The sequence below is a fragment of the Methyloradius palustris genome, assembly GCF_019703875.1.
In the GTDB taxonomy this organism is placed as follows: domain Bacteria; phylum Pseudomonadota; class Gammaproteobacteria; order Burkholderiales; family Methylophilaceae; genus Methyloradius; species Methyloradius palustris.
This window is the reverse complement of the sequence record NZ_AP024110.1, coordinates 745,649-770,164: the sequence shown is the minus strand read 5'-3', so window position 1 is coordinate 770,164 and position 24,516 is coordinate 745,649. Positions and strand designations below refer to the sequence as shown.

23 protein-coding genes and 1 tRNA gene are annotated in these 24,516 nt (G+C 47.3%); 13 read left to right on the top strand and 11 right to left on the bottom strand.

The genetic code is table 11. The features are described from left to right. Positions 1–83 precede the first annotated feature (83 nt). The 10 genes from ZMTM_RS03765 to ZMTM_RS03720 all read left to right on the top strand — a co-directional run bounded on the left by ZMTM_RS03765 (position 84) and on the right by ZMTM_RS03720 (position 8,225). On the top strand, positions 84–704 hold the full coding sequence (locus ZMTM_RS03765) for a 50S ribosomal protein L25/general stress protein Ctc (protein ID WP_221764992.1): 621 nt from the start codon (positions 84–86) through the stop codon (positions 702–704). 152 nt (positions 705–856) lie between these two features. Next, a complete protein-coding gene (gene pth / locus ZMTM_RS03760) occupies positions 857–1,450 on the top strand; it encodes an aminoacyl-tRNA hydrolase (RefSeq protein WP_221764991.1) in 594 nt (197 codons plus the stop codon). 32 nt (positions 1,451–1,482) lie between these two features. Next, a complete protein-coding gene (gene ychF / locus ZMTM_RS03755) occupies positions 1,483–2,568 on the top strand; it encodes a redox-regulated ATPase YchF (protein WP_221764990.1) in 1,086 nt (361 codons plus the stop codon). A 239-nt stretch (positions 2,569–2,807) separates the two neighbouring features. Beyond that, positions 2,808–2,884: transfer RNA gene (locus ZMTM_RS03750), tRNA-Met, on the top strand. 163 nt (positions 2,885–3,047) lie between these two features. Further along, entirely contained in the window at positions 3,048–3,962 is a 915-nt protein-coding gene (locus ZMTM_RS03745; protein WP_221764989.1) for a DUF2971 domain-containing protein, read from the top strand. Between the two features lie 33 nt (positions 3,963–3,995). Next, positions 3,996–4,217, top strand: a complete 222-nt coding sequence (locus tag ZMTM_RS03740; RefSeq protein WP_221764988.1) for a hypothetical protein — start codon at positions 3,996–3,998, stop codon at positions 4,215–4,217. A gap of 186 nt (positions 4,218–4,403) precedes the next feature. Beyond that, positions 4,404–5,234: a GGDEF domain-containing protein gene (locus tag ZMTM_RS03735; RefSeq protein WP_221764987.1), complete on the top strand. Its 831-nt coding sequence runs from the start codon at positions 4,404–4,406 to the stop codon at positions 5,232–5,234. A 100-nt stretch (positions 5,235–5,334) separates the two neighbouring features. After that, positions 5,335–5,517, top strand: a complete 183-nt coding sequence (locus ZMTM_RS03730; RefSeq protein WP_221764986.1) for a hypothetical protein — start codon at positions 5,335–5,337, stop codon at positions 5,515–5,517. 240 nt (positions 5,518–5,757) lie between these two features. Beyond that, positions 5,758–6,429, top strand: coding sequence for an Npun_F0296 family exosortase-dependent surface protein (locus tag ZMTM_RS03725; RefSeq protein ID WP_221764985.1), 672 nt, complete (start codon positions 5,758–5,760; stop codon positions 6,427–6,429). 218 nt (positions 6,430–6,647) lie between these two features. Beyond that, positions 6,648–8,225 (top strand): diguanylate cyclase domain-containing protein, encoded by a 1,578-nt coding sequence (locus tag ZMTM_RS03720; RefSeq protein ID WP_225907082.1) that lies wholly within the window; start codon positions 6,648–6,650, stop codon positions 8,223–8,225. Here the strand turns inward: ZMTM_RS03720 and ZMTM_RS03715 are convergent. Further along, a complete protein-coding gene (locus ZMTM_RS03715) occupies positions 8,222–9,607 on the bottom strand; it encodes a tetratricopeptide repeat protein (protein WP_221764983.1) in 1,386 nt (461 codons plus the stop codon). The genes ZMTM_RS03720 and ZMTM_RS03715 overlap by 4 nt on opposite strands. Positions 9,608–9,738: 131 nt before the next feature. Between ZMTM_RS03715 and ZMTM_RS03710 the strand changes: the two genes are divergently transcribed. Then, positions 9,739–10,245, top strand: a complete 507-nt coding sequence (locus ZMTM_RS03710; protein ID WP_221764982.1) for a hypothetical protein — start codon at positions 9,739–9,741, stop codon at positions 10,243–10,245. 3 nt (positions 10,246–10,248) lie between these two features. On the opposite strand, the gene ppc is transcribed toward ZMTM_RS03710, so the two are convergent. The 5 genes from ppc to ZMTM_RS03685 all read right to left on the bottom strand — a co-directional run bounded on the left by ppc (position 10,249) and on the right by ZMTM_RS03685 (position 16,941). Then, the gene (gene ppc, locus ZMTM_RS03705; protein WP_225907081.1) at positions 10,249–13,029 is read right to left on the bottom strand and encodes a phosphoenolpyruvate carboxylase; all 2,781 of its coding nucleotides are present in this window, start codon (positions 13,027–13,029) and stop codon (positions 10,249–10,251) included. A 71-nt stretch (positions 13,030–13,100) separates the two neighbouring features. Beyond that, a complete protein-coding gene (locus ZMTM_RS03700) occupies positions 13,101–14,174 on the bottom strand; it encodes a metallophosphoesterase (RefSeq protein WP_221764981.1) in 1,074 nt (357 codons plus the stop codon). Positions 14,175–14,181: 7 nt separating this feature from the next. After that, on the bottom strand, positions 14,182–14,805 hold the full coding sequence (locus tag ZMTM_RS03695; RefSeq protein WP_221764980.1) for an LON peptidase substrate-binding domain-containing protein: 624 nt from the start codon (positions 14,803–14,805) through the stop codon (positions 14,182–14,184). 82 nt (positions 14,806–14,887) lie between these two features. Beyond that, positions 14,888–16,237: an ATP-binding protein gene (locus ZMTM_RS03690; RefSeq protein WP_221764979.1), complete on the bottom strand. Its 1,350-nt coding sequence runs from the start codon at positions 16,235–16,237 to the stop codon at positions 14,888–14,890. 8 nt (positions 16,238–16,245) lie between these two features. Then, on the bottom strand, positions 16,246–16,941 hold the full coding sequence (locus ZMTM_RS03685) for a response regulator transcription factor (protein WP_221764978.1): 696 nt from the start codon (positions 16,939–16,941) through the stop codon (positions 16,246–16,248). 226 nt (positions 16,942–17,167) lie between these two features. Here ZMTM_RS03685 and ZMTM_RS03680 point away from each other — a divergent pair, with 226 nt between their 5' ends. After that, the gene (locus ZMTM_RS03680; RefSeq protein WP_221764977.1) at positions 17,168–17,698 is read left to right on the top strand and encodes a Spy/CpxP family protein refolding chaperone; all 531 of its coding nucleotides are present in this window, start codon (positions 17,168–17,170) and stop codon (positions 17,696–17,698) included. A 278-nt stretch (positions 17,699–17,976) separates the two neighbouring features. Then, a complete protein-coding gene (gene gndA / locus ZMTM_RS03675; protein ID WP_221764976.1) occupies positions 17,977–19,488 on the top strand; it encodes an NADP-dependent phosphogluconate dehydrogenase in 1,512 nt (503 codons plus the stop codon). A gap of 112 nt (positions 19,489–19,600) precedes the next feature. Here the strand turns inward: gndA and ZMTM_RS03670 are convergent, their stop codons facing one another. From ZMTM_RS03670 to ZMTM_RS03650, 5 genes are all read right to left on the bottom strand, one after another. After that, on the bottom strand, positions 19,601–20,605 hold the full coding sequence (locus ZMTM_RS03670) for an XdhC family protein (protein ID WP_221764975.1): 1,005 nt from the start codon (positions 20,603–20,605) through the stop codon (positions 19,601–19,603). A 98-nt stretch (positions 20,606–20,703) separates the two neighbouring features. Then, complete coding sequence (locus ZMTM_RS03665) at positions 20,704–21,828, bottom strand: GNAT family N-acetyltransferase (RefSeq protein ID WP_221764974.1); 1,125 nt, start codon at positions 21,826–21,828, stop codon at positions 20,704–20,706. Between the two features lie 183 nt (positions 21,829–22,011). Next, a complete protein-coding gene (locus tag ZMTM_RS03660; RefSeq protein WP_221764973.1) occupies positions 22,012–22,788 on the bottom strand; it encodes a ferredoxin--NADP reductase in 777 nt (258 codons plus the stop codon). A gap of 37 nt (positions 22,789–22,825) precedes the next feature. Beyond that, complete coding sequence (locus ZMTM_RS03655; protein WP_221764972.1) at positions 22,826–23,752, bottom strand: electron transfer flavoprotein subunit alpha/FixB family protein; 927 nt, start codon at positions 23,750–23,752, stop codon at positions 22,826–22,828. Next, a complete protein-coding gene (locus ZMTM_RS03650) occupies positions 23,749–24,498 on the bottom strand; it encodes an electron transfer flavoprotein subunit beta/FixA family protein (protein WP_221764971.1) in 750 nt (249 codons plus the stop codon). The genes ZMTM_RS03655 and ZMTM_RS03650 overlap by 4 nt, the downstream gene beginning before the upstream one ends. Positions 24,499–24,516 lie beyond the last annotated feature (18 nt).

Sequence of the window (24,516 nt, the reverse complement as noted above, 5' to 3'; positions counted from 1 at the left end):
TTGAGTAAATGAGGATTTTTGAGGGTTCAGGCAACAACGTTAGCGCGAGCGAAGTGTTTTTAGCACATATCAGGAGCAGTAAAATGGAAATTACAATTTTGGCAACAAAGCGCGAAGGCAAAGGTACGGGTGCGAGCCGCCGTCTCCGTCGCGCAAGCAAAGTACCAGGTGTTGTCTATGGCGCAGGCCAAGACGCAGTTAGCCTGGAATTCGATTACAAGGCACTGTTTCTTCAGTTCCGTCATGAAGCATTCCATGCTTCTATTTTGACGTTAGATGTTGAAGGCAAAAAAGAATCTGTATTGCTGCGTGATTATCAAATGCACCCAGTACGTAACACGATTCAGCATATTGATTTTCAACGCGTAAGTGCTACTGAAAAAATCCACGTTAAGGTGCCATTGCACTTTATCAACCAAGATACCGCACCTGGCGTTAAAACTGGCGGCGGCATTGTGACCCACATCCTGACAGAAGCTGACGTTAGCTGCCTGGCTAAAGACCTGCCTGAGTTCATCGAGATTGATCTGGGAAAACTTGAGTTGGGTGAGTCTATCCACTTGTCACAAATCAAGCTGCCTAAGGGCGTTGAGTTTGTACAATTGGCGCATGACAACGATGCATCTATCGCTTCTATCGCTCGCCCACGCGTTGCCGTGGCTGACGAAGCAGCACCAGATGCAGCAGCTCCAGCTGCCGAGTAATCAACTGCTCGCGCATTAAAAGCGCGCCCCAAGCTCATTAAAAGAGACTGGGGCGCGTTTTTTATTTAATGGGCACACGGTTCGATTATTTATAACAAAACATAAACCAAGCATAATCCAAGCACTATGCGATCAAACCACTTAATCACATCATGAGCGGCATCAAACTCTTTGTCGGACTGGGTAACCCTGGTGGCGAATATGTAGATACACGCCATAACGCCGGGTTTTGGTGGGTAGATCGATTAGCAGGTGTTTCCAATAGCAAGCTGGCTAATGAATCCAAGTTTTTTGGGCATGCGGGCAAACTGAAATCTGCACATGGTGATGATGAAGCCTGGCTGCTTAAACCCACTACGTTTATGAATGCCAGCGGGCAATCAGTCGGCGCACTCGCCAAATTTTATAAAATTGCGCCAGAAGATATTCTGGTGATTCATGATGAACTTGATATTCCACCTGGCCAGGTCAAGCTCAAAAAAGGTGGCGGCCACGGCGGCCACAATGGCTTAAAAGATATTGCGGCACATTTAGGCACTAATGATTTCTGGCGCTTGCGGCTTGGCATTGGCCACCCGGGCGATAGAAATGAAGTTATCAATTTTGTGCTGCGCGCACCATCCAAAAACGAAATGCAATTGATAGAACAAACAATAGACGACAGCGTGCCGCTCACCAGCATGCTACTCAGTGGCAGCTTTGAAGCAGCCATGTTAAAACTCCATACCAAACCAAAAGCCCTGTAGAAGCACACAGGCAAAGCACAAAGGCAACCACTATGAAATGCGGCATTGTAGGTCTTCCCAACGTCGGTAAATCCACCCTCTTCAACGCTATTACCAAAGCGGGCATAGCGGCGGAGAATTACCCCTTCTGCACTATTGAGCCTAACGTTGGCATTGTAGAAGTGCCAGACCCACGCTTGCAGCCGCTCATCGATATCGTCAAGCCGCAAAAAGTGCAGCCTGCCATTGTTGAGTTTGTAGATATTGCTGGCCTGGTTGCAGGCGCATCCAAAGGTGAAGGCCTAGGCAATAAGTTTCTCGCCAATATCCGCGAGACAGACGCCATTGCCCACGTTGTGCGCTGCTTTGAAGATGGCAATGTCATCCACGTAGCAGGCAAGGTTGACCCACTCGCTGATATTGAAACCATCAACACCGAGCTGGCACTGGCCGATCTGGAAACCGTTGAAAAAACCCTGCAACGCGAGCAGAAAAAAGCCAAGTCTGGCGATAAAGACGCCATTGCCCTGAGCGCTGTGCTCGATAAAATCTTCAAATGGCTCAACCAGGGCAACCCAGTGCGCACGCTGGGGCTAGATGCTGATGAACTACACATCATCAAGCCGCTATGCCTGATCACCGTTAAACCTGTGATGTATATCGCCAACGTAGATGAAACTGGCTTTGAAAATAACCCATTGCTCGATAAATTAACCGAGCTTGGCAAAAAAGAGGGTTCACCCGTGGTCTCTATCTGCGCCAAGATAGAAGCTGAAATCTCAGACCTTGAAGATGAAGACAAAGCGCTATTTCTTGATGAGCTGGGTTTAACAGAGCCAGGGCTAGACCGCGTGATTCGCGCTGCATACGCCTTGTTAGGCCTTGAGACCTACTTTACCGCTGGCGTTAAAGAAGTACGCGCCTGGACTATCCGCAAAGGCTCTACCGCCCCGCAAGCCGCTGGCGTGATCCATACTGATTTTGAACGTGGATTCATCCGCGCAGAAGTCATCAACTACAACGAATTCGTCACCCACAAAGGCGAACAAGGCGCAAAAGAAGCAGGCAAGATGCGCCTGGAAGGCAAAACCTACGTGGTGCAGGATGGCGATGTGATGCACTTCCTGTTTAACGTCTAAATAAGCGGCTACGACGGGACATTACTGCGTTGCGCGGTGCTCAAACCATCGCCGTACTATTTGTACTGTCTCAGGTTTTGCGCTCCGTGCGCCTTGTACTGCATCCGTCTCGCACGCTTATTAGAAAACCATTGAAATCAAGCCCACAAAACCACAGTTGTTTTTGACATTAAACCCTCAAAACAATAGAATGGCGGGCTTGATTAAATCCTTCAGATTTATTCGAACCAAGTTTCCCCGGTGATGTAGCTCAGCTGGTTAGAGCACAGGATTCATAATCCTGGGGTCGAGGGTTCAAGTCCCCCCATCACCACCAATAACGACGCCCCTTTCGAGAGATTGGGGCGTTTTTATTTATGCCACTTGGCACCCTTCTGGCAGAGTAAGAGAAATAGAAATAAAGAATGTTCAAAACAACGTTCTAGAGAGCCTCAAAAACAGTACAATTTTTGGATCTCAATCTCATCCAAGCATTCATCATGAAAACTGATGTCAGATACGCCCCTCCAGCTTTTACCAGGGCCGAAACAAATAGCTTCCTTAGAACAGTATTGAAATTGAATTATCGTGAACGACGAAAGTTTTTTGCTAAAAATGTTCGTCCGAAATATCCACGATTTCAATACAAATACATGTCTATTCCTGCTTTCGATGAAACTAAGCGAACAGGATATGTAAGAGATATATTGGTTGAGAGCTTGCTTTGGCTTAGCTCCCCTCTTGATTTCAACGACCCATATGACATGTCCGCGAAAGTCGTATTTGATAGCGACACAAAAGTTATTCGAGAAAAATATAAATCGCTGGTTAAAGAGCAAGCTGTTGAGGAAAATTGGAAACAGAAGAAAGATATTCTAGAAAAATTTATGGCGGGAGGTAGGTCTGAATGGTTAGCCTCAATTAAAAGGGTATTCTCGAAGAGCCAAAAAGAAACTGGTATTTTTTCATTTGCTGGAGACCCACGCTCAATTTTAATGTGGAGTCATTACGCATATAACCATACTGGTATTTGCCTTCAATTCGAAACAGTAAAAGACCCTGAAGTTTTATCAGGGGCACTTCCAGTAATCTACACAGATGATTACCCTATATTTGACTGGGCAGCTGAAGACAACGATATTTATAGAAGGATATTGCTGTCCAAATATAAAGCTTGGGATTACGAGCAAGAGGCACGAATTGTCTGGTCAAAAGGGGCGCATACCTACTTACAATATTCTCCCGAAGCTTTAGTTGGAGTGATATTTGGCTGTCAAGCTGACGAGCGAGTGATTGGGATAGTCAAAAATCTGCTAGAAGAAAGAAAATCTAAAGGACTGCCGCCAGTTAGGTTATTTGAGGCTTATAAACACTCAAGCAAATATAAGCTAGTTCTAAAATCCAAAAATAGGTAGAGATTTCTCTAATTTACGTATCATAATTGCCATATGAAAAAACCTTATTACATTGATTACCCTCAAGAGCATGTTGAAGGCCACGCACATACTTACCAATGTGTTTATTGCAAGGTAGTGACGACTACAATCAATGGCAGCATTGAAGGCCATCTGCCTTCGTGTGAGTTTCGCTTGAAACTAGAGCGTGATGGATTTGAGAAGAATGCAGACTCAAATTCACTGCCTTGCTCATCATCTGATGAAGTCGACTAAAGCTGCGGGGCTCCCCAAAGCCATCAATAGCGCCAGCTAGCTGTAGGATACGACAGTCTAAATAATAGTCCTAGAGACTACATCGCAACCCTTCTCACAAGCCTATGGTAGGCGCTTTAATAGACTGAATGCGTGCTTGCTTTGAGCTTAGTGCTCTAGCAAGTACCCATCAGCACAAGGCCCCATATGAAAAGTCCCCCAATCAATAAAGCGGCTAATGCTGCCACCAGATTAGCTAAAGTCTTGGATCATAGTGAACAGATAAAAGATGTGGTAGAGGAATGCGCTGAGGAGTTATCTTCAGTGAATCTGGTGTTAAAAGAGAGCCTCGCGGATATAGACCACCAGCCAGAGGTTGAAAATGCGATTGAAAAAAGTGGTGAGGTGAAAGGCAAGGTGCAAGAGGCTGCCGAGCAACTAACTATCGTTAATCAAGCACTAGAGCATGAGATCAGGGAGCGCGAAGTGCTGGAGCACCAACTGATCTCTGTAAGGCAGCAAGAGGCATCAGCCCGCCATGAGGCTTTTCACGATGCTTTGACTGGCTTGCCTAACCGTGTGCTTTTCAACGATAGACTTGAGCATGGTCTGGCACAGGCTAAACGGCATGAATGGACGCTGGCCATCATGTTTTTGGATCTGGATGAGTTCAAGAGTATTAACGACCAATATGGCCATGATGCAGGTGACCATGTGTTAAAGATCATCTCGAAACGGCTGATAGAAACGACTCGCGTTGACGATACTGTGAGCCGACATGGCGGCGACGAGTTCTTGTATTTGATTATGGAAGTTGATGACAGGCAAGACATTGCGTTGATCGCAGAAAAGATTATCAAGGCGCTTCAAGCGCCATGTAAGGTAGGCAAGCTTGAACTCGTGGTCACTGCAAGCATTGGTATTTCAGTATTCCCAGATGATGGTGAGTCTGCTGATGTGTTGATCAAGAGTGCCGATAAAGCCATGTACCAGGCAAAACGGACTAAGTCTGGCTATGCTTTTGCAGGCAAACACTAAGGCAAGGCGTGTAGGACAGCAAAAGCTAATAATAGGCCAAGAGACTACATCTATAGCTAGTTGATAAGCCTATTGTGAAGATTCACATAGGGGCATCATCATGACAACATTACAAAATAGCATTATCAAATATCTAATCGATTACCAACAAATTACTACCTTCAATGCGCACCAGCTTGAAAAGCAAGGCCGATTAATCAGGTGTGAAGGCATGAAACAAAGAGCAGCATGCATTGCGCATGCGCTAAAAGATTACGAAACAGAGTGCAAACTTGCTAACTAAACGCTTACTTCTGGCAATTCATTCAAGCTGCCAGAACTGATTGAAAACGTATTAATTCTGGTTTTATATTATGCGGCTTCAGCGTTGCCTGTTCTAAATCCTCAGCCTCAAAATCGCCTGTAAATTAAAGAGCTTAGCCCTTACGGGCTATATCTTTGTGGCACAAAAGAAAATATCATCGCCACCAATAATATAAATTTAGATTTTTTAATACCACTATTGATTACTCGGGGCTTCAAAATGAAAATTAAAGCAGCAGGCTTAGCGTTATTGTTGTTGGTGGCAAATATGATGACTGCAGAAGCGGCAGTTACATATTCTTCAACAGCGCCAACAGTTGGAACGCAGATTGATCTTGGCACAGCAGCCATCCCCGCATATCTAAGCAATCAGGTATTTGGCATTGCAACATTCAATGGTGGTGCGATCGGCCTTGCCGCTGGTAGTGACTACTCTGGCACTGCAGCAGCCCCCGCAGGTACAACTGGCGCTTTTTGGACGATTGGTACCTCTGGCTACAACACAGGCACTTCAGGTAGCTCAGTACCTGGTACAGGTTCGATTTCATTCTCACAAGCGTTAACTAGCTTGAGCTTTCAATGGGGTTCGCCAGATAGCTACAATACTGCTTACTTCTTCTCTAACGGTTCGCTTTTAGGCTCGATTTCAGGATCATCAGTGCCAACAGGTTATGGCAATGGTGATAGAAGTATTTCTGCATTTGTGACTTTTTCTGCAGCTGCATCTAACCCTATCACCAACGTAGTATTCACATCTTCTAGCAATGCATTTGAAACTGCGAATTTTTCATACGTTGCTGCAGTGCCAGAACCAGAAACCTACCTGTTGATGTTGATGGGTATTGGTTTGATTGGCTTCATGGCAAAACGCCGCAACAAAACACTAGCTTAATCATTCAGTAGTAAAAAGCTACAGCATGCAGATGCTGTAGCTTTTTTATTGGCTGATTGCCCAGTGACTCTTTTGTACTCACTCCAGAAACAATCCACGCAAACTTTGCTTTAAACAGGCGGCATGAGCATAATTACTTATTGCGCCTGATAATTGACTAGCATTTGGTACTCATTGAATTGATAAGTAAGAAAGCCCCCCTCAAAAGATATACGCTGGTGCTTGTTATTTTTTTCATGGCATTAACTCTTCGTTTTGCTCTTTTTCCAGTTGACGCTCCTTTCCCTTTTATTACTTTCGCACCAGCCACGATTATCTGTTTTTATTTTCTCGGAATAAGAGCAGGAATATTTATTGCTGGGCTGTCTTCCGTTACCACTTATTACGTGTTCATCGCGCCACATTGGGTATGGTCAATCAAACCCGAAGCTAATGTTCGTGTTTTTGGTTTTTTCTTATGCTGCATTTTAATTGGCTACATCATTAGAAAATTGCAGCATAAACAAGAAATCCTCAACAACAACTTTCTGAACCTGAAACAAAGCGAACAGCAATACATGAAATTGCTGGAAGACCAAACAGAACTGATCTCACGGCTGAATGCTGATGGCAGCTATATATACGTCAATGAGCCATTCTGTCGATTGTTTGGCGTGACGAGAGAAGAAATGATCGGCAAAGTCTGGCATCCGATTGTGTGGCATGAAGATGTTCAAATCATCAATGAAAAGCTTGCGACTTTATCTCGCGCCAACCCCGTGGTGGTGATTGAAAACAGGATAGTGACCGTCTATGGCGTGCGCTGGGCACAATTTACCAACCGGGGATTTTTTGATCGATTCGGGAAACTGAAAGAAATCCAATCGGTGGGGCGTGATATTAACGATCAAAAACTGGCTGAGATCAAACTCCAGCAATTAAGCTCTGAACAATCAATCATGCTCAATAATGAGTTGGTTGGTATATTCAAATTGCAGAATAAAACAATTGTGTGGGTGAACAACGCAATCCCTAGCCTGATTGGGTACGAGAAGAAAGAAATTGAAGGCCTAGGTACGCGTTTTTTATATCCTGACGACGAAACCTATAACAAATTAGGCGAAACCGCTTATCCGCTATTAGCGGCTGGCAAGACTTATCGTAGCCAGCAAACATTGCTCAAAAAGAATGGCGAGCGTATCTGGGTGGATATGCATGGCGCATCTCTACCTGGTAATAATAATGAATCACTGTGGATTATGATCGACCTCTCCGCCCTCAAAAAGCAGCGAGAAGCGATAGAAGCCATGGCTTATCACGATGTGCTGACTGGCCTGCCTAATCGGCTATTGCTGGCTGACCGATTGGAACAAGCATTGGCGCATGCCAAGCGCAATAGCAAGTTTGTAGCCGTGTGTTACTTGGATCTAGATGGATTCAAACCGATCAACGACACTTATGGTCATGCGGCTGGTGACAAACTGCTGGCGCATATTGCAAGGTGCATGCAGGTAGCAACACGCTCGAATGATACGGTTTCACGGTTGGGTGGGGATGAGTTTGTCATTCTGCTCACCAATCTGGAAACCATTGATGAGTACAAAGTGGTGCTGGACCGAGTGATCTCTGCAATCAATCAAGCCGTACCGATAGATGCCGATACCGAAGTATTTGTGACTGCAAGTATCGGCATAAGCATATACCCAAGCAATAGTGATAATGCCGATAGCTTGCTACGCTTTGCTGATGAAGCGATGTATGTCAGCAAGCGGTCTGGCAGAAACTGTATTAGCCTTTACCAAAACACGATAAATTAAAGCTCGCTCAATGCTTGGGCGACTTCGTCAATCACACTGCCCCACTCGCCCATTTTCGCCTGCCTGAAAAGGCGCATGCTTTCTGGGTACCAAGGGCTATCAGTACGGCCATTCATCCAACGCCAATCGGTCATGTAGTAAGGCAACAATACCCAGCAAGGCTTACCCATTGCGCCAGCCAAGTGTGCGATCGCGGTATCTACGCAGATTACCAAGTCCAGATTTGCAACGATGGCAGCGGTATCAGCAAAGTCTTGTATCTGGCTACCCATATGAGTGAGAGGCATGCCAGCTGGCGGGTTTTCAGCCTCGTCTTCACCCGCACCTTTTTGCAGGCTGATGAACTGGATATTAGGGATACTCCATAAGGCAGCGAGCAATTGCAGGCTGGGGATTGAGCGCTCTGCATCGTTCTCAAACTTTGGGTTGCCCTTCCATACCAAACCAACACGCAGGCCATTTACGGGCAACTTTTCTGCCCATTTATTAACTAGATCGGCTGGCGCTTTAATGTACGGTATGGCTGCTGGGATGGTCTCTATGCGCGTTTCGCAGCGGTATGGCAGGCTCATCAGTGGCGTCCAGAAATCCAAGCCAGTTTGGGGGATGGTATCTTCAAACGACAGCACTTGGTCTAAGGTACCTTGTATTTCAAACAGGCGCTTTAGGGCAGGGTGGCAAATCAAGGTGATACTGACCGACCATTGTTCTTTGAGCACCAGCGCATAGCGGTAAAACTGGATCATGTCGCCATGCCCAGCCTCGTAGCCAATCACCAGTGACTTGCCTGATAGCGGCTCACCCTGCCAGCGCGGGCATGTAAAGTGGTTAGCCAGTACGGCATACCAGTTGCGCGATTCCAAGCGTTGCCAGCCCTCCTCAAACCGCCCTTGGCGTAACAGCAAATAGCTGAGGTTAAATTCAGCATTTTTGTACTCGGGGTCTAATTGCATGGCCAAGCGATAACAGCGCTCGGCCTCTTGCTCACGCCGCAAATAGGTGTGGAGAATACCGAGATTAGTCCAAGCTACAGGCGAGCGTGGATCAATGGCGATGGCTTGGTCATAAAGTACGACAGCTTCATCAAACCGTTTATTTTCAGCGAGAAATGCGCCCAAGTTCAGCAAGGTACGTGTGCAATTCGGGTCTAACGAGAGGGATGTTCGGTAATAGCTTTCGGCCTCGGCGGGTGCGCCTTTTTTATCAAACACAAAGCCAAGGTTGCAATAGGCTTCGGCAAAATCTGGCGCCAAAGCTATAGCCTTCTGCCAGCAGGTTTCAGCGCCTGCTAAATCGCCATGCTCTAGCAAAGCATTGCCTTCAAAATATAAAGCTTCAGCTTGCTGGCGCGCCGAGTTGGAAGGTTGTATGGGTTGCTTCATGTCAGCCATCATTCTATCAAGCGTTGCAGTCATCAACTTGATTTAAGTCGATTGTCTAAGATTAATCACTACAGTTTGCTCACCAAGTTCGATTAAGCTACCCTGCAATGCTAACTTCAGGAGTGCAAAAAATGAAAAATCGCATCTATCTCATCGGGATTTTCATGCTACTCAACGCCTCTATCGCCAGGGCGGCAGACTTTCGTGAGAATTTTTTCACTTTTCTTGCAGTGATCATGGTGGTAATGGTGATTTTACTAATGTTTGAAGATGGCATTGGGGCTTACATCTTCAAGATTACGGATCGCGTAATTGATAGCATTCACCGCCTTTTCGACAAACAGAATACTGGCGATGCCCCCATCAATCCAGTATGGCCCGCCAGTTTTGTCTGGTTCACAGGGGCGTTTATCCTGGGCTTTGTCTCTTTGCACTTCCTGCCCGTATCGCCAGTGATTCCGCTTTATTTAAGAATCGCAGACTTGGTGTTGGCGCCTATTGCTGTGGCCTTAATCTCAAAAATGATCGCAAACTACTGGGTAACTACAAAGCCCTCCATCATTCCCAGAAATGTTTTCTGGCAAGCATTTTGGGCTAGTTTAGGCTTTGTGCTGGTGAGGTTTGCTTTCGCGAGTTAGTGATTAACCGGTATTGCGCAAGCCGGCGGCAATACCATTAATGGATAAGTGAATCGCGAGTTTGATGCGGTCGTCATCAGCGCCTTCTCTAAAGCGCTTGATCAGCTCCACTTGCAGGTGATTAAGTGGATCCAGATAAGGCAAGCGGCTTTTGATGGAGTTAGCCAATGTCGGGTTGTTATTCAGGCGAACAGGGCTCTTCAATAACAAATTGATGGCTTCAGTTGTCAGCAAATATTCTTTTTCAATGCAGTTAAAAATATGCTCGCGCAGCTTTTCATCATTCACCAGTTGCGAGTAACGGCGGGCTACGCCGAGGTCGCTCTTGGCCAACACCATATCTACGTTAGCAATCAGGGTTTTGAACAGCGGCCATTCTTCCAGCATCTCATTCAGCACTTTCAGGCGTTGTTTATTCAGCTTTTCATCTTTATTCAGGTATTGATGAATGGCACTGCCAAAGCCAAACCAGCCTGGCAATAGCAAGCGGCATTGACCCCATGAGAAGCCCCAAGGAATGGCGCGTAAATCTTCAATTCTGCGCGTAGATTTACGCGCAGCTGGACGGCTACCGATGTTGAGTTCGGCGATTTCAGAGATTGGCGTGGCACTAAAAAAGTAATCGGCAAAGCCTGGAGTTTCATAGACCAGACTGCGATAAGTCGTCATCGCGGTAGTGGAGAGATCTTCCATCACCATTTCATACGAACGGCGCTTGCTCGATTCCAACTGGTCTTGAGGAAATAGCGAGGCATCAATGGTCGCAGCAATCAGGGTTTCCAGATGCTGACGGCCAACTTTAGGGTCAGAGTATTTGTTGGCGATAATCTCGCCCTGTTCGGTCAGGCGAATCTGCCCATCCACCGTGCCATGTGGTTGCGCCATGATGGCCTGATAAGTCGGGCCACCGCCACGACCCACCGTGCCGCCGCGACCATGAAACAGGCGCAGCTTGATATTGGCCTGCTTGAACAGCTCGACCAGTGAGACTTCTGCCTTGTAGAGCTCCCAGTTTGAAGTGAGGAAACCGCCATCTTTATTGCTATCAGAATAGCCGAGCATAATCTCCTGCTCGTTACCTTGGTGGCGCAGGATATGGCGAATGCCGAGCAGGCTGAGCCACTGCCCCATGATCATAGGCGCATGGCGTAAGTCGGCAATGGTTTCAAAAAGTGGCGCAATGTTGAGATCCATTTGGATTTTTTGCGAGCCCCATACCCCACGCAGCATTCCTGCTTCTTTTTGCAGCAGCGCGACTTCAAGCAAATCAGAGAGCGTTTCGGTATGCGAGATAATGTATTGACGCACTGCCCGCTCGCCGAATATTTTTCTTATTTCACGCGCTTTGTTCAGCACTTCAATCTCGGAATGCACCAGTTCTGAATATTGCTGGAATTGCGAAAACAACAAACGAGGCTGTTTCAACTCATCTAGCAATGTCTGGATTTTTTCGTCTTCATCTAAATCGGCATAGTTGAAGTCATAACCCGCCTTCATGAATAGCTCTTTGATAACGGCTTCATGCACATCGGATGACTGGCGGATATCAATCGTTGCTAAGTGAAAGCCAAAAGTCTCAATCGCCTTTACCAGCTTGCCTAGGCGAGGATAGATCAAGGCGTCACCGCTGTTTTGTTTGAGCGATTGCACAATGATATATAGCTCAGCCAGCAATTCATCTGCACTGGCGTAAGGCTTGGATTCAGGCTCGGCCAACGTGATCCCAATATCAGATGTAACTAGTTTTGCCGTTGCCACAATACGCGAGTAAATACCATTCAACGCCAAACGGTAGGTTTCATCTTGCCTGTGTGGCGATTTATCATGCGACGCTTCAGTGAGTTGCACTAGCGCTTCAGTGACTTCTACCAGCCGTGTAGAGAGCGAAAGCTCAAGTCGCAATGCGTGTATCTGTTCAAGGTAATACCTGAATGCGGTCATCGACTGCTGGTCGATGGCTTCAGTCAACGTAGAAGCATTGACGTTAGGATTGCCATCACGATCACCACCTATCCAGCTGCCCATTTGGAAGAAATTGGGGAGTTGATAACTTTCGTCGGGCGCTTTGGCGTAAATCTTGTTGAGCTCAAGCTCCATGTCTTGCAGTAACTCAGGAATCACCTCAAGAAAAGTCATGCGGTAATAGCTGAGGGCATTATCAATCTCATTACTGACCGTCAACTTGGTAAAACGCAGGATTCTGGTTTGCCATAAAGTCGTGATTGCACCAACAATCAGCAAATGGTTTCTTTCTGACTCTTTTTTGGACATTGGCAATGCGCGAGCAGCCAGCAAAGATGAGAGCGCACGCTCGGTATCCAAGATGCTCTTACGCTGCACCTCAGTGGGGTGTGCGGTGAGCACAGGCGATACCAGCGCAGAGTTTAAGAATGCCTCAATCTCTGCAAAATCGAGTGGTTTTTCTGCAATTTTGGCGAGCGAACTGGAGAGTGAGCCTGGCTTGATGTCTTCATCATTCAGGCGGCTTTGGTCGTGCGCATAAAGGTCTTCAGCGATATTCACCAAATGCTTGAAATAGCTGAACGCGCGTACTACTGAGATGGTCTGGTCAACTGTCAGTTGCTTGAGCAGTTGCTCAAGCTCGATTGCTGCATCTTTATCACTATGCTTATGGAAGCTGACGGCGGTTTTTCTGATATTTTCAATCACATCGAAGACAGCGATGCCTTCTTTAGCGGTAATCACTTCGCCCAACACCCGCCCGAGATAGCGAATATTGTCTTTAAGGCCTGCTTCGAGATTCTTAAGAACTAAGCTCATCATTGCCTCTGGTGTTGGATTATTTTGCTATATTTTCAAGCAATAACTACACCAATCAAATTGAGCAATTGGGCTTACTTGACCAAAGCTTCCACGCTGCCATCATCAAACACAATTTTGTTCTCAGGCCATTGCAATGCGCCCAGCTTGAACTTGCTCGGCGGAGCAATATGATCTTTGCGATCACGCCAGCGACCGCCTACTGAATAATCCACACAGAACACATTACGATTCAGGCCTAGCCACGCAAATGGCGATATACCAATGAATAAATCAGGATCGCCCTTGCCCAATGAGTTGGCATTAATCTGCCCATATTTGCGCCAGTAGTGACCGACTACTACAGGAATGGGATCCGCATAATCATTCCACCAGCCCACGCGCTCCACAAAACGCCATTTTCCGCTGCTGTAAAAAGGGTACGTCCCTTTACGCTCAACGCCTGAAGTCAGCACCCGTATGGGGTTATACATTTGGGAGACTTCATCGAATTTAGCGGTGTGATGTAGAAAATCCACCTGCTGGTGCTCGTCTTCAATGCGCGATTTCCAGTCAGCCTGTTCTTGCCTGTAGGCCTCGAGCATGCCGGATTCATGCAGGTGCTTTTTTGTTTCGTGCTCCCATTGATTATAAAAATCAGCAATGCTCCCCAGCGGAATTTCACGTACTTTTTCGATAGAAGCCTGATCCCAGGCGGCATGAACAATACGTAAATCTTCACGCTCTAGCGCAACTGGCAGAAATGAAAGAAACTCCTTGAACTCGAGTATTTCTGCAATCGTAGCTTCAGCATAAGGCGCGTATTTATGGTTATCACGCTCAACACGTTTAGCCTGATACCAGCCTGAGCCATCTTTTGCCTGATCCCGCAAAAAGCTAATTTCATGATTGCCGAGCACCATTTGCGCGTTACCCGCTTCCACCATGTCACGTACCAATCGAATCACACCGGGGCTATCAGGCCCACGATCACAAAGATCTCCGACAAACACCAGATGCCGGCCGTCAGGGTGTTCGCCTTGCTCGCCGTAGCCTAGGTGCTCTAATAACTGATTCAGTGCATCCAGTTCGCCATGCACATCCCCAATGATGTCGAGTGAGCCAGGATTTAAGGCTTGGATGCTGCTATGTGAATTAGAAGTCTTCATTGAGTCTTTATTCTGGCTTGCTGACATTGAACATATCATTAATCAGCTCCAGCCTGACCAGCGGGCTATCGAGCTCAAGCAAGCGCTGTTTTTGCTTGATGGGCAGGTTCAGAAATTCGCACCAACGGTTGGACACCCAACTGCAATCATCAAACAAGTAAGGTTTTAGCAGCGGCATTTCACTTTCAGGGATTTCTTGCGTCTCTAAAGAAGTAATCAGCTGGCGCAGCGTGTCAGTAGTAAAAATCAGGTCATCTGGCAGTGGCATCGTAATGTCTGCTGGGATCGGCTCCACACTCCCCAACCATAAACCATCGGCCTGCTGCCATGCAGATTTAATACGAATGCGGTTTTTACCTATGCATTTAATAAACATCAAGCCCGCGCCTGGCGCATCAAACTCAATGATCTCGGCGATAGTGCCTACCTTGGCAAACGGAAAGTCATTATCAGCGACTGATGCATAGCCTTCCTCAAGTACTGCAACAATGGCAAACGGCGTTCTATCCTTGATGCTGCTCGTGACCATATCGAGATAGCGCAACTCAAAAATTTTGAGTGGCAATAAACCGCCCGGGTAGAACACCAGATTGAGCGGGAATAGTGGTAAAGCATCGTAATTCATAAGCATATGATGCCACGCAGAGATTGCGTAGTTAAGTCTAAATTTCAGATCATGCTAGATTGAAGACCAATCATGACAATCAGCAAGATTATTTATGTAGGCTGATTTTAACGATTAGCCCGCCCTGTGACGCGTTACTAAGCGTGACTTGCCCTTTATGTTTCTCAATCGCACGCTTGGCAATCGCTAGGCCTAAGCCGTGACCAGTGATCTCTGTTTTGTGTTGGCGAGTGACTCTGTAAAACGGCTCAAAGACTGCCTCCAACTCAGTTTCTGGGATTCCGGGACCGTGATCATGTACTTGTATAGTGATCAGGTTGTGGTCATTTTTATCCAGAGACACTTCTACAGACTCACCCTCTGGGCTGTATTTCACGGCATTACGGATGACGTTCTCCAGCGCGCGGTGCAATAATTCATAGTGGCCTTCTACACTCGCTTCGGCATTCGATTTGAATATGACCTTGCTACCCACTGCCTGCGCCTCGAAATTCACATCCTGCAAAATATCTTCGATCAGCTCATTGAGGCTAATGGTTTCTTTAACCTCTTGGCTCATATCAGTTTGCAAGCGTGAGAGCGTGAGTATTTGGCCGAGTAGTTCATCCAGCCTTTCGGTTTCGCGCTCAATACGGCTTAATGCAGCTTCAAGCTTTTCTGGCTGTTGCTGGGCAAGGCCGACTGCGAGCCGCATACGGGCTACAGGCGAACGTAACTCATGCGAAACATCGTGCAACAGTTGTCGTTGAGCGTTGAGCAAGGTTTGCAGCCGTGTGGCCATAAAGTCGAAATCTTGCCCCAGCTCGGCCATTTCATCATTGCGCTTGGCGAGTAACGGCGTGACGCGCGCATCCAGATGGCCTTCCGCTAGTCGGCGGCTGGTCTGGCGTAAATAGCGAATCGGGCGGCTCAAATAGACCGCAAAACCCGCACTGAAAAGAAAGCTGGTAAATAAAGCACCGAATGCCTGGAGGAGTAACACAGGGAAAATGGGCGGTGGCGGCGGGCCTTTTCTCAAATGGGGCGGAACATCAGCCGTCATCGGCGAAAACAGAATGTAATCATTGCCAGCGGGAGTTTTCACCTTGCGCACACTGGCTGCCTGGTCGCCTTCCACCAGTGCATCAACCGCTTCTGCCAGACTGCCTTGTGGCACGGCTCTGCCGATCAAGTCATTGCCATCGGCATCTACCACCAATACCGTAGCGCCTCGGCGCTCCGGCCACTGTTTGAATAGCGCTTTGGCGCCATCTTCCCCGCCATATTCAAGCGCGTTGGCAGTAACGCCCACCAGAAAATCGGCGCGCTTATCATGCATAAATCCTTCATCGGTTTTGGCACTATGTTCATGCAGATAGACCATGCCACCGATGACCGCACTGACGATTAAAAAAGTCAGTGAGAGCCCAATAAATATTTTCCAGAATAAACGGCCCATATCTGCGCTTAGGTCGGGATAAACTGATAGCCAGTGCCACGCACGGTCTGGATAGGTGAACGGCCATCATCCAAGGTGCCAAGTTTTTGGCGCAGATTGCTGATGTGCACGTCTATGCTGCGATCGTAAGCTGTTTCTGGCCTGCCCAGGCCTTGCAGGAAGAGGTCTGATTTACTCACTACACGCCCTGCGTTACGAGCAAGCACCTCAAGCAAACTGTATTCACTGGTGGTGATTTCAAGCGGTGTACCGCGCCATTCAATCACTCTTTCTGCTGGGTAAATCGCAATCTTGCCTACGCGTAGCACTTCATCTGTAGGCTGTTTACGGGTTTCATCACGTACCGCAACACGACGTTGGATGGCGTGTAATCTCGCCACCAGCTCACGTGGGTTAAACGGTTTAGACAGATAATCATCGGCACCGAGTTCAAGACCGACAATACGGTCGATCTCGTCACCTTTGGCAGTGAGCATGATGACAGGTATTTGCGAGCTGGCACGAATCAGCCTTAAGGTATCAAAGCCATTCAGGCGCGGCATCATCACATCCAGCACGACAATATCAAAGTTGCCCGCGAGCGCGAGGCGCGCGCCCTCTTCGCCATCGTGTGCGATTTCCATCTTAAAATCTTCTGCACCTAGGTACTCGGCCATCATCTGGCAAAGCTCGACATCATCATCAATCAGTAGCACTTTAAGCACGGCATACCCTCTGTATTTATCGTCATCTTTATTAAGTATCTGATTCTGCCAAAGATTCGGGCATCGTGGGTGGCCTCTTTACAAACTTTTACCCAGTATTACGCCAACAAAACGTAGCCATACACACAATCATGCAAAATAGGCTTCGTGACATAAGGCAATGAGCACTGGCTAAAGATTCAATAAGTCAGGCTCATTTACAAGAACATCAAGCAGGAGAAATATTATGAGTAAATTTACCAAAGTCATATTTTCAAGCAGCATGCTAGTGGCATCGATGCTGGCATTAAACGCTGCCGCCTTGCATGCAGAGCCCGGCGATGCCCCGCCACCGCATGAACATGGCGACCGTGGCAATTGTGAACAAAGACATGGCGGCCCAGATGGTGATCGCCATGGCCCAGGCGGTTTTCATGGCCTGCGCGAACTCAACCTGAGCCAGGATCAGCAAGACAAAATCAAGCAGATCATGGAAAAGCATAAACCCGATGCTAAGGCTCAGTTTGAGACCATGCGCGCCAACTTCAAGGCGCTGGATGATGCAGCCAAGGCCGAGCCTTATGATGCTAAAAAGGTACAAGCTTTGGCTGATCAACAAGCCAAACAGCAAGCAGCGATGATAGTAGAACGCACAGCAACCAAGCATGAGATTTATGCAGTGCTAACACCAGAGCAGAAACAAAAATGGTCTGAACTGCCACCACCCCGCCCTGATGGCGAAAAACGTGGCTGGGGAAAACCACCAAAACCAGAATAAGTTTTAACTGCAGTCCAAAGCCAGCATGGTGATGTTTCACCATGCTGGCTTTTTGCATTCATGATCTTTACTTTTTAATGTCATCAAGCAGCGATATAGTCTGCAAAGAATCAGAATGTTCTGCAGTTTCTGTTGTCCACTTATTTGGACTAGAATGCATTTATCGACGTACTTTATTTATTTAGGCGTTGGTAAACCATGACATGGCTAAGCTATTCGTTTTGGGCAAATGTCTTGTTTCGCGTTCAATACATCATTAATAACAAATTGAGGAACTCATGAGTACCAAAACTACTGATATCGGCCTTGTAGGCCTAGCCGTCATGGGCCAGAACCTGGCGCTGAATATTGCCGACCACGGCTACAACATCGCGGTATATAACCGCAACCCCGAAAAAATGCGCGACTTCATCGCACAAAACTTGGCGAATGAGCCTTCTCACGAACGCGTGATTGGCTTTGAAGATTTGGCCTCATTCGTCCTTAGCATCAAGCGCCCGCGCAAGATTGTGTTGCTGGTTAAAGCAGGCAGCGCGACTGATGTCACTATCAACGCACTACTACCGTTCCTGGAGCAAGGTGACATCATTATTGATGGCGGAAATGCCTTATGGACAGATACGATTCGTCGCGAAAAAGAACTCAGCGCAAAAGGGATTGATTTCATCGGCTCTGGCGTTTCTGGTGGTGAAACTGGCGCGCGCTTTGGCCCATCACTCATGCCAAGTGGCACACGCAAAGCATGGGCTTCACTAGAGCCTATCTGGCGCGACATTGCAGCCAAAGTTGATGCAAAAACGGGTGAGCCGCTTGAAGGCGCTGCCCCAGGAAAACCTGTTGTAGGCGGTTTCTCATGTACTGAATACATCGGCCCAGATGGCGCTGGCCATTATGTGAAAATGGTACATAACGGCATTGAATACATTGATATGCAGTTGATTTGCGAAGCCTACTGGCTGATGAAGAATCTGCTGGGCATGCCTGCTGATGAAATTGGTGCGGTATTCAAGGAATGGAATAAGACCGAGCTTTCCAGCTTCTTGATTGAAATCACTGGCGACATCCTGCAACAGAAAGACCCTGCAGGTGATGGCTTTTTGGTCGATAAGATTCTCGATACTGCAGGCCAAAAAGGTACAGGCCAATGGACAGCAGCAAATGCGCTAGAACTAGGCGCACCAGCCAATGCAATTGCCGCCGCTGTGTATGCGCGCGCACTTTCAAGTCTGAAGGAAGAACGTGTAGATGCCAGCAAGATTCTGCAAGGCCCTGTCATCAAACATGAGACCGATAAAAAAGCGATTATCGAAGCCATTAAAAATGCGCTGTACTGCTCGAAAATCTGCGCCTATGCACAAGGCTTTCAGCTGATTGATAAAGCACAAGTGGCTTATAACTGGAAACTCAACTTCGGTGAACTTGCACAAATCTGGCGTGGTGGTTGTATCATCCGCGCCCGTTTCCTGCAAAAAATCACTGATGCTTATGCGTTGAACTCACGCCTCAAAAACCTCATGCTTGACCCCTACTTCACCAACGCCATGAATGAAGGTCAAGCCGGCTGGCGTAAAGTGATTGCACTCGCAGTCACCAACGGCATTCCAGCACAAGGCTTCAGTGCAGCGCTGGCTTATTACGATGGTTATCGCAGCGCCTCATTACCAGCCAATCTGTTACAAGGCCAACGTGACTATTTCGGCGCGCATACTTATGAACGTACCGATAAGCCTAGAGGCGAGTTCTTCCATGTGGATTGGCCAGAGTTCCCACGTAAGCAGCTAGAGATTTAATTGGTATAGCGTTACCAAACAATTAAATCGGCAATAAAAAAGGATGTCTAAATGACATCCTTTTTTATTGGGAATTACGCAGTGTTTAAGCGCAAGTCTAGAAACTCAGCAGCTAAGCCTTACAAGCAGAACTGGCTTTTGAATCCTCACCCAAGCGATGGGGAATGCTGGCAGATTGCCGTTGCTGGCTACGCACCTGGATAATCTCAGCCAAGATGGCAATGGCGATTTCCGCCGGAGTGCGGCTACCAATACGCAAACCAACAGGGCCATGTAATCTTGCAACCTCATCTGCCGTTAGATCAAATGACAACAATCGATCACGTCTATTCTGCTGGTTGCGTTCAGAGCCAAGCGCGCCGACATAAAAAGCATCGCACTTGAGTGCTTCTAGTAAGGCCATGTCATCCAGCTTAGGGTCATGCGTCACGGCCACAATTGCAGTATTGGCATCAGGCTTGATTTCCACAATCACGTCATCAGGCATGCCGTCTATCCACTGCGTACCTGTCACACGCCACTCTGCTTTGACATGATCACGCGGATCACAAATCAGCACTTCGAATTCGAGCGTCTGCGCCATGCTGGCTAGCAATACACCAAGCTGATTGGCACCAATGATAAGTAACCGTGCTTTGGGGCCAAAATAGTTATGGAAATACTCACCCTCAAGCCCTGCGCTGGAGCCAGGCAAAGCCTCTTTAAAACTGACATGTCCACTGTTTAAATTGACGGAACGACGTACTAATTGTTTATTCTCGAGGGCATTCAGTAAAGGTAATAGTGTGGCCTCAGCGATTGATGGCTCAACGAGAATCTGCAAACGACCACCGCATGGGATACCAAAGCGCTGCGCTTCATCCTGGCTAACGCCGTATTCCATGAGTGCTGTCGTTTTCGGCAACTGTTGGTTAATCGCTTTGTCAGCCAGATCATCTTCAATACAGCCGCCTGATACTGAGCCTACCAGATGGCCGTCAGCACGCAGTGCTAATAATGCACCCGGCAATCTGGGAGAAGAGCCCCAAGTTTGCACTACGGTAAACAGATGCACTTGATGGCCATCTCGCAGCCATTCCAACGCTCGTGTGATGACGTCGTAATCCAGTGAATTCATATACTTTTCATATCATTTATGGATTTACAAAGTATAAGCGCAAATATCTGTGCATAATATGCAATCCATCGATTAAAGAATTCCATTAAAAGGAATAATCAATCAGCTTTGAACGGTGCTCGCTCTTCCAGTTCATTATGGTAAACCGCCATACCATAGGCTTCGCGCTTAACAAATTGGCTGATCGCTTTATCAAAATCAGGGTGAGCAATCTTATGGTATGAACAAGTGGGTCTGGGCAAGAAGCCACGTGCCAGCTTGTGTTCACCCTGTGCGCCACCTTCAAAGTACTCAATTTTTTCTGCGATACAGAACTCCTGCGCCTGGTAATAGCACAACTCAAAATGCAGATTTGGCACATATTCCAACGTGCCCCAATAACGGCCATATAGCGACTGCTGTCCATAAATATTGAGTGCTGCAGCGATAGGGCGACCTTCAAGCTCCGCAATAATCAACAGAATATTGTCTGGCATGCTAGCGCCAATGGCATCAAAAAATGGTCTTGTAAGGTAAGGCGTGGAGCGATGTTCCAGATAGGTATTGGTATAGCACTGATAGAAAAAATCCCAATCCTGCGGCTGGATATCCCTCCCTTTAACGCGCTTACAGACAACGCCAGCACTGACGATTTTTTTGCGCTCTTGTTTGATTTTCTTGCGCTTATCATGTGAAAGATGGCTCAAGAAATCATCGAAATTCCTGAAGTTTTCGTTACGCCAACGAAACTGCACACCATCACGCCGCAGCCAGTTACTGGCTTTCAAGGCCGCAGAAGAAGATTCATCCGTGAATATCACATGCGCAGATGAGAGATCATGCTGCTGCATCTGCTGCTCCATAGTCCGAATGATCATAGCCTGGACGTCAGGGTTATTACTGATTAAACGTGCGCCAGTGATAGGCGAAAATGGCACAGCGACCAGCAACTTGGGGTAATACGAAAGGCCGCTACGCTCATAAGCCTCGGCCCAAGACCAGTCAAACACATACTCGCCATACGAGTGGCCTTTGAGATACAGCGGTGCTGCCCCAACCAGTTTTCCAGACTCATATACGAGGATGGGATAAGGCTGCCAGCCTGTGCCTTCGCCTACACATTTAGTCGCTTCAAGCGCGCTTAAAAATGCGTGGCTTAACAGCGGCGAGTCTGTAGTCAGTGCATCCCAATCCTGCGCATTGATTTGGCTGTAGCTGGTGGCAATTTGAATCTCAAAACTCATGAAAGCCTTTACAGTTGTTTCTTTTGGACACTGCTTTGAGTATTGGTGCTTGCAATTAAATCCATTGTATTAGAAATAGGTTCTAGGAATTTTGCTTTCACAGAAATCTAAAGAGTGCCATAAACAAAAAACGGCGCATTTGCATCAAGCAAAGCGCCGTTTCTAGAATACTAAAAGCTGAGATTATTTTTCTGCGAATGCTCGCTCAATCACGTAATCACCTACATCACCGATACGCTCAGATACTTTCAAGCCAGCAGCATCTAGAACACGGCATGTATCTTCCAGCATGGCTGGGCTACCGCACAACATGGCGCGATCGGTTTCTGGGTTCAGTGGTGGCAAACCAATATCGGCAAACAATTTACCGTTTTCCATCAAATCAGTTAAACGGCCTGAGTTCTTGAATGGCTCACGAGTGACGGTTGGGTAATAAATCAGTTTATTCCGCACTTCTTCGCCAAAGAATTCATTGTTCGGCAGCTCTTTAGTAATAAAGTCTTCGTAAGCCAGATCATTCACACGGCGTACACCGTGTACCAGAATAATCTTGTCGTATTGCTCGTAGGCTTCAGGGTCTTGAATCAGGCTGATGAATGGAGCCAGACCAGTACCGGTTGATAGCAGATAGAGGTGCTTGCCTGGCTTTAGGTCTGACAACAGCAAGGTACCTGTTGGCTTACGGCTCACCAAAATATCGTCACCCACTTTCAAATGCTGCAGACGTGAAGTCAGCGGACCATTGGGCACCTTGATGCTGAAAAACTCCAGGTGTTCAGCATAGTTAGGGCTGACGATACTATAAGCACGCATCAGCGGCTTGCCTTCCACTTCAAGGCCGATCATCACGAACTGGCCATTTTCAAAACGCAGCGCATCGTCACGGGTGGTGGTAAAACTGAACAGACTGTCATTCCAGTGTTGTACTGATAAGACTTTTTCTGTGTTGTAGGCGGCCATATAAATTCAGCTTTCGAGTATTGGGTTTAATTAAAGACTAGTTAAGTGCAGCATTCAATTCAGGCAGGGCTTTGAACAAATCAGCCACAAGGCCGTAATCAGCATATTTGAAGATAGGTGCATCTGGGTCATGGTTAATCGCGACAATCACCTTGCTATCCTTGATGCCCGCAATATGCTGCATGGCACCAGAGATACCAACAGCGATATATAGCTCTGGTGCGACCACAGTACCCGTCTGACCAACCTGAATATCATTCGGGGCAAAGCCAGCATCCACACAAGCACGAGTAGCACCAACGGCAGCATTCAACTTATGGGCAATTGGGTCTAATAAGCTATTGAACTGCTCACCAAGACTGCGGCCACCAGAAATCACCACATGCGCTGAGGCAAGCTCTGGACGGTCTGATACGTTCTTCTCTTCTTTGATCCAACGTGTGGTGGTATTCGCAGCTGGCGCTTCAATACGGATAATCTCAGCATTGCCGCCATCTGCGGCTACCTCAAACGATGTACCCCGCACGGTTAGCACTTGTGTACTATCGCTACTTTCAACAGTAGCAAATATGTTGCCCGCATAAATAGGGCGAACGTAAGTAGCGGGCGCTGTAATTTGAATAACATCAGACAACATTGCTACATCCAGCAAAGCCGCGACGCGTGGCAATACGCTTTTGCTCAAAGCCGTATGTCCACCCAAGATAACTTTGTATTCTGGTGCTAGCTTAATAAGAACAGCAGAGACATCTTCTGCAAGCGGATGACTAAAATGCGCAGCTTCTACCTTAATCACACGCGCTACATTGCTAATACTTGCCGCCTCTTTCGCAACAACATCCGCATGTTCAGCTGCAACCAGAATGTGAATGGGCAATTGCCAAACAGCGGCGGCAGTAACTGCCTGACGCGTAGATTGCTTAAGTTGCTTGCCGTCATGTTCGGCTAAAATCAATATGCTCATGGCAATACCTTCTCAATGCGGAGTTTCTCGACAAGCTCAGCAACGCTGGCAACTAGAACACCAGGTTTACGCACTGGTGGCTCAGCGACTTTAGTTTGCTTGAGTCGTGGGCTGAAATCTATACCCAGCTCGCTTGCAACAATCGTTTCAATTGGTTTTTTCTTTGCCATCATCAGGTTTGGCAGCTTGAGAAAGCGCGGTTCATTCAAACGTAGATCAGAGGTAACGACGGCAGGCAACTTGATGCTGACGGTTTCATTGCCTGTATCCACTTCACGTGTCACTTCAATCTCGCCATCTTTTATATTGATTGCGGAAGCAAACGTACTCTGGCCAGTGCCTAATAAGGCAGAAAGCATTTGCCCTGTCTGGCCTGAGTCATCATCAATCGCCTGCTTGCCGAGAAGAATCAGGTCTGGCTGTTCTTTTTCAACAATCGCTTTTAACAGCTTCGCAACACCAAGCGGTTGCAATGCTGCATCTGTTTGTATCAACACAGCACGGTCTGCACCCATTGCAAGAGCGTGGCGCAGAGTATCTTTACTGTTTTCAGCGCCGATTGAAACTGCGATGATTTCTTTCACGATACCGCGTTCTTTCAGGCGCACAGCCTCTTCCACCGCAATTTCATCGAATGGGTTAATGCCCATCTTGTTGCCAGTAATATCAACATCTGAACCATCCTGCTTGATGCGCGGCATGATGTTGTAATCCAGCACATGCTTGACCGCTACTAAAACCTTCATATTCCAGCCCTTAAATTC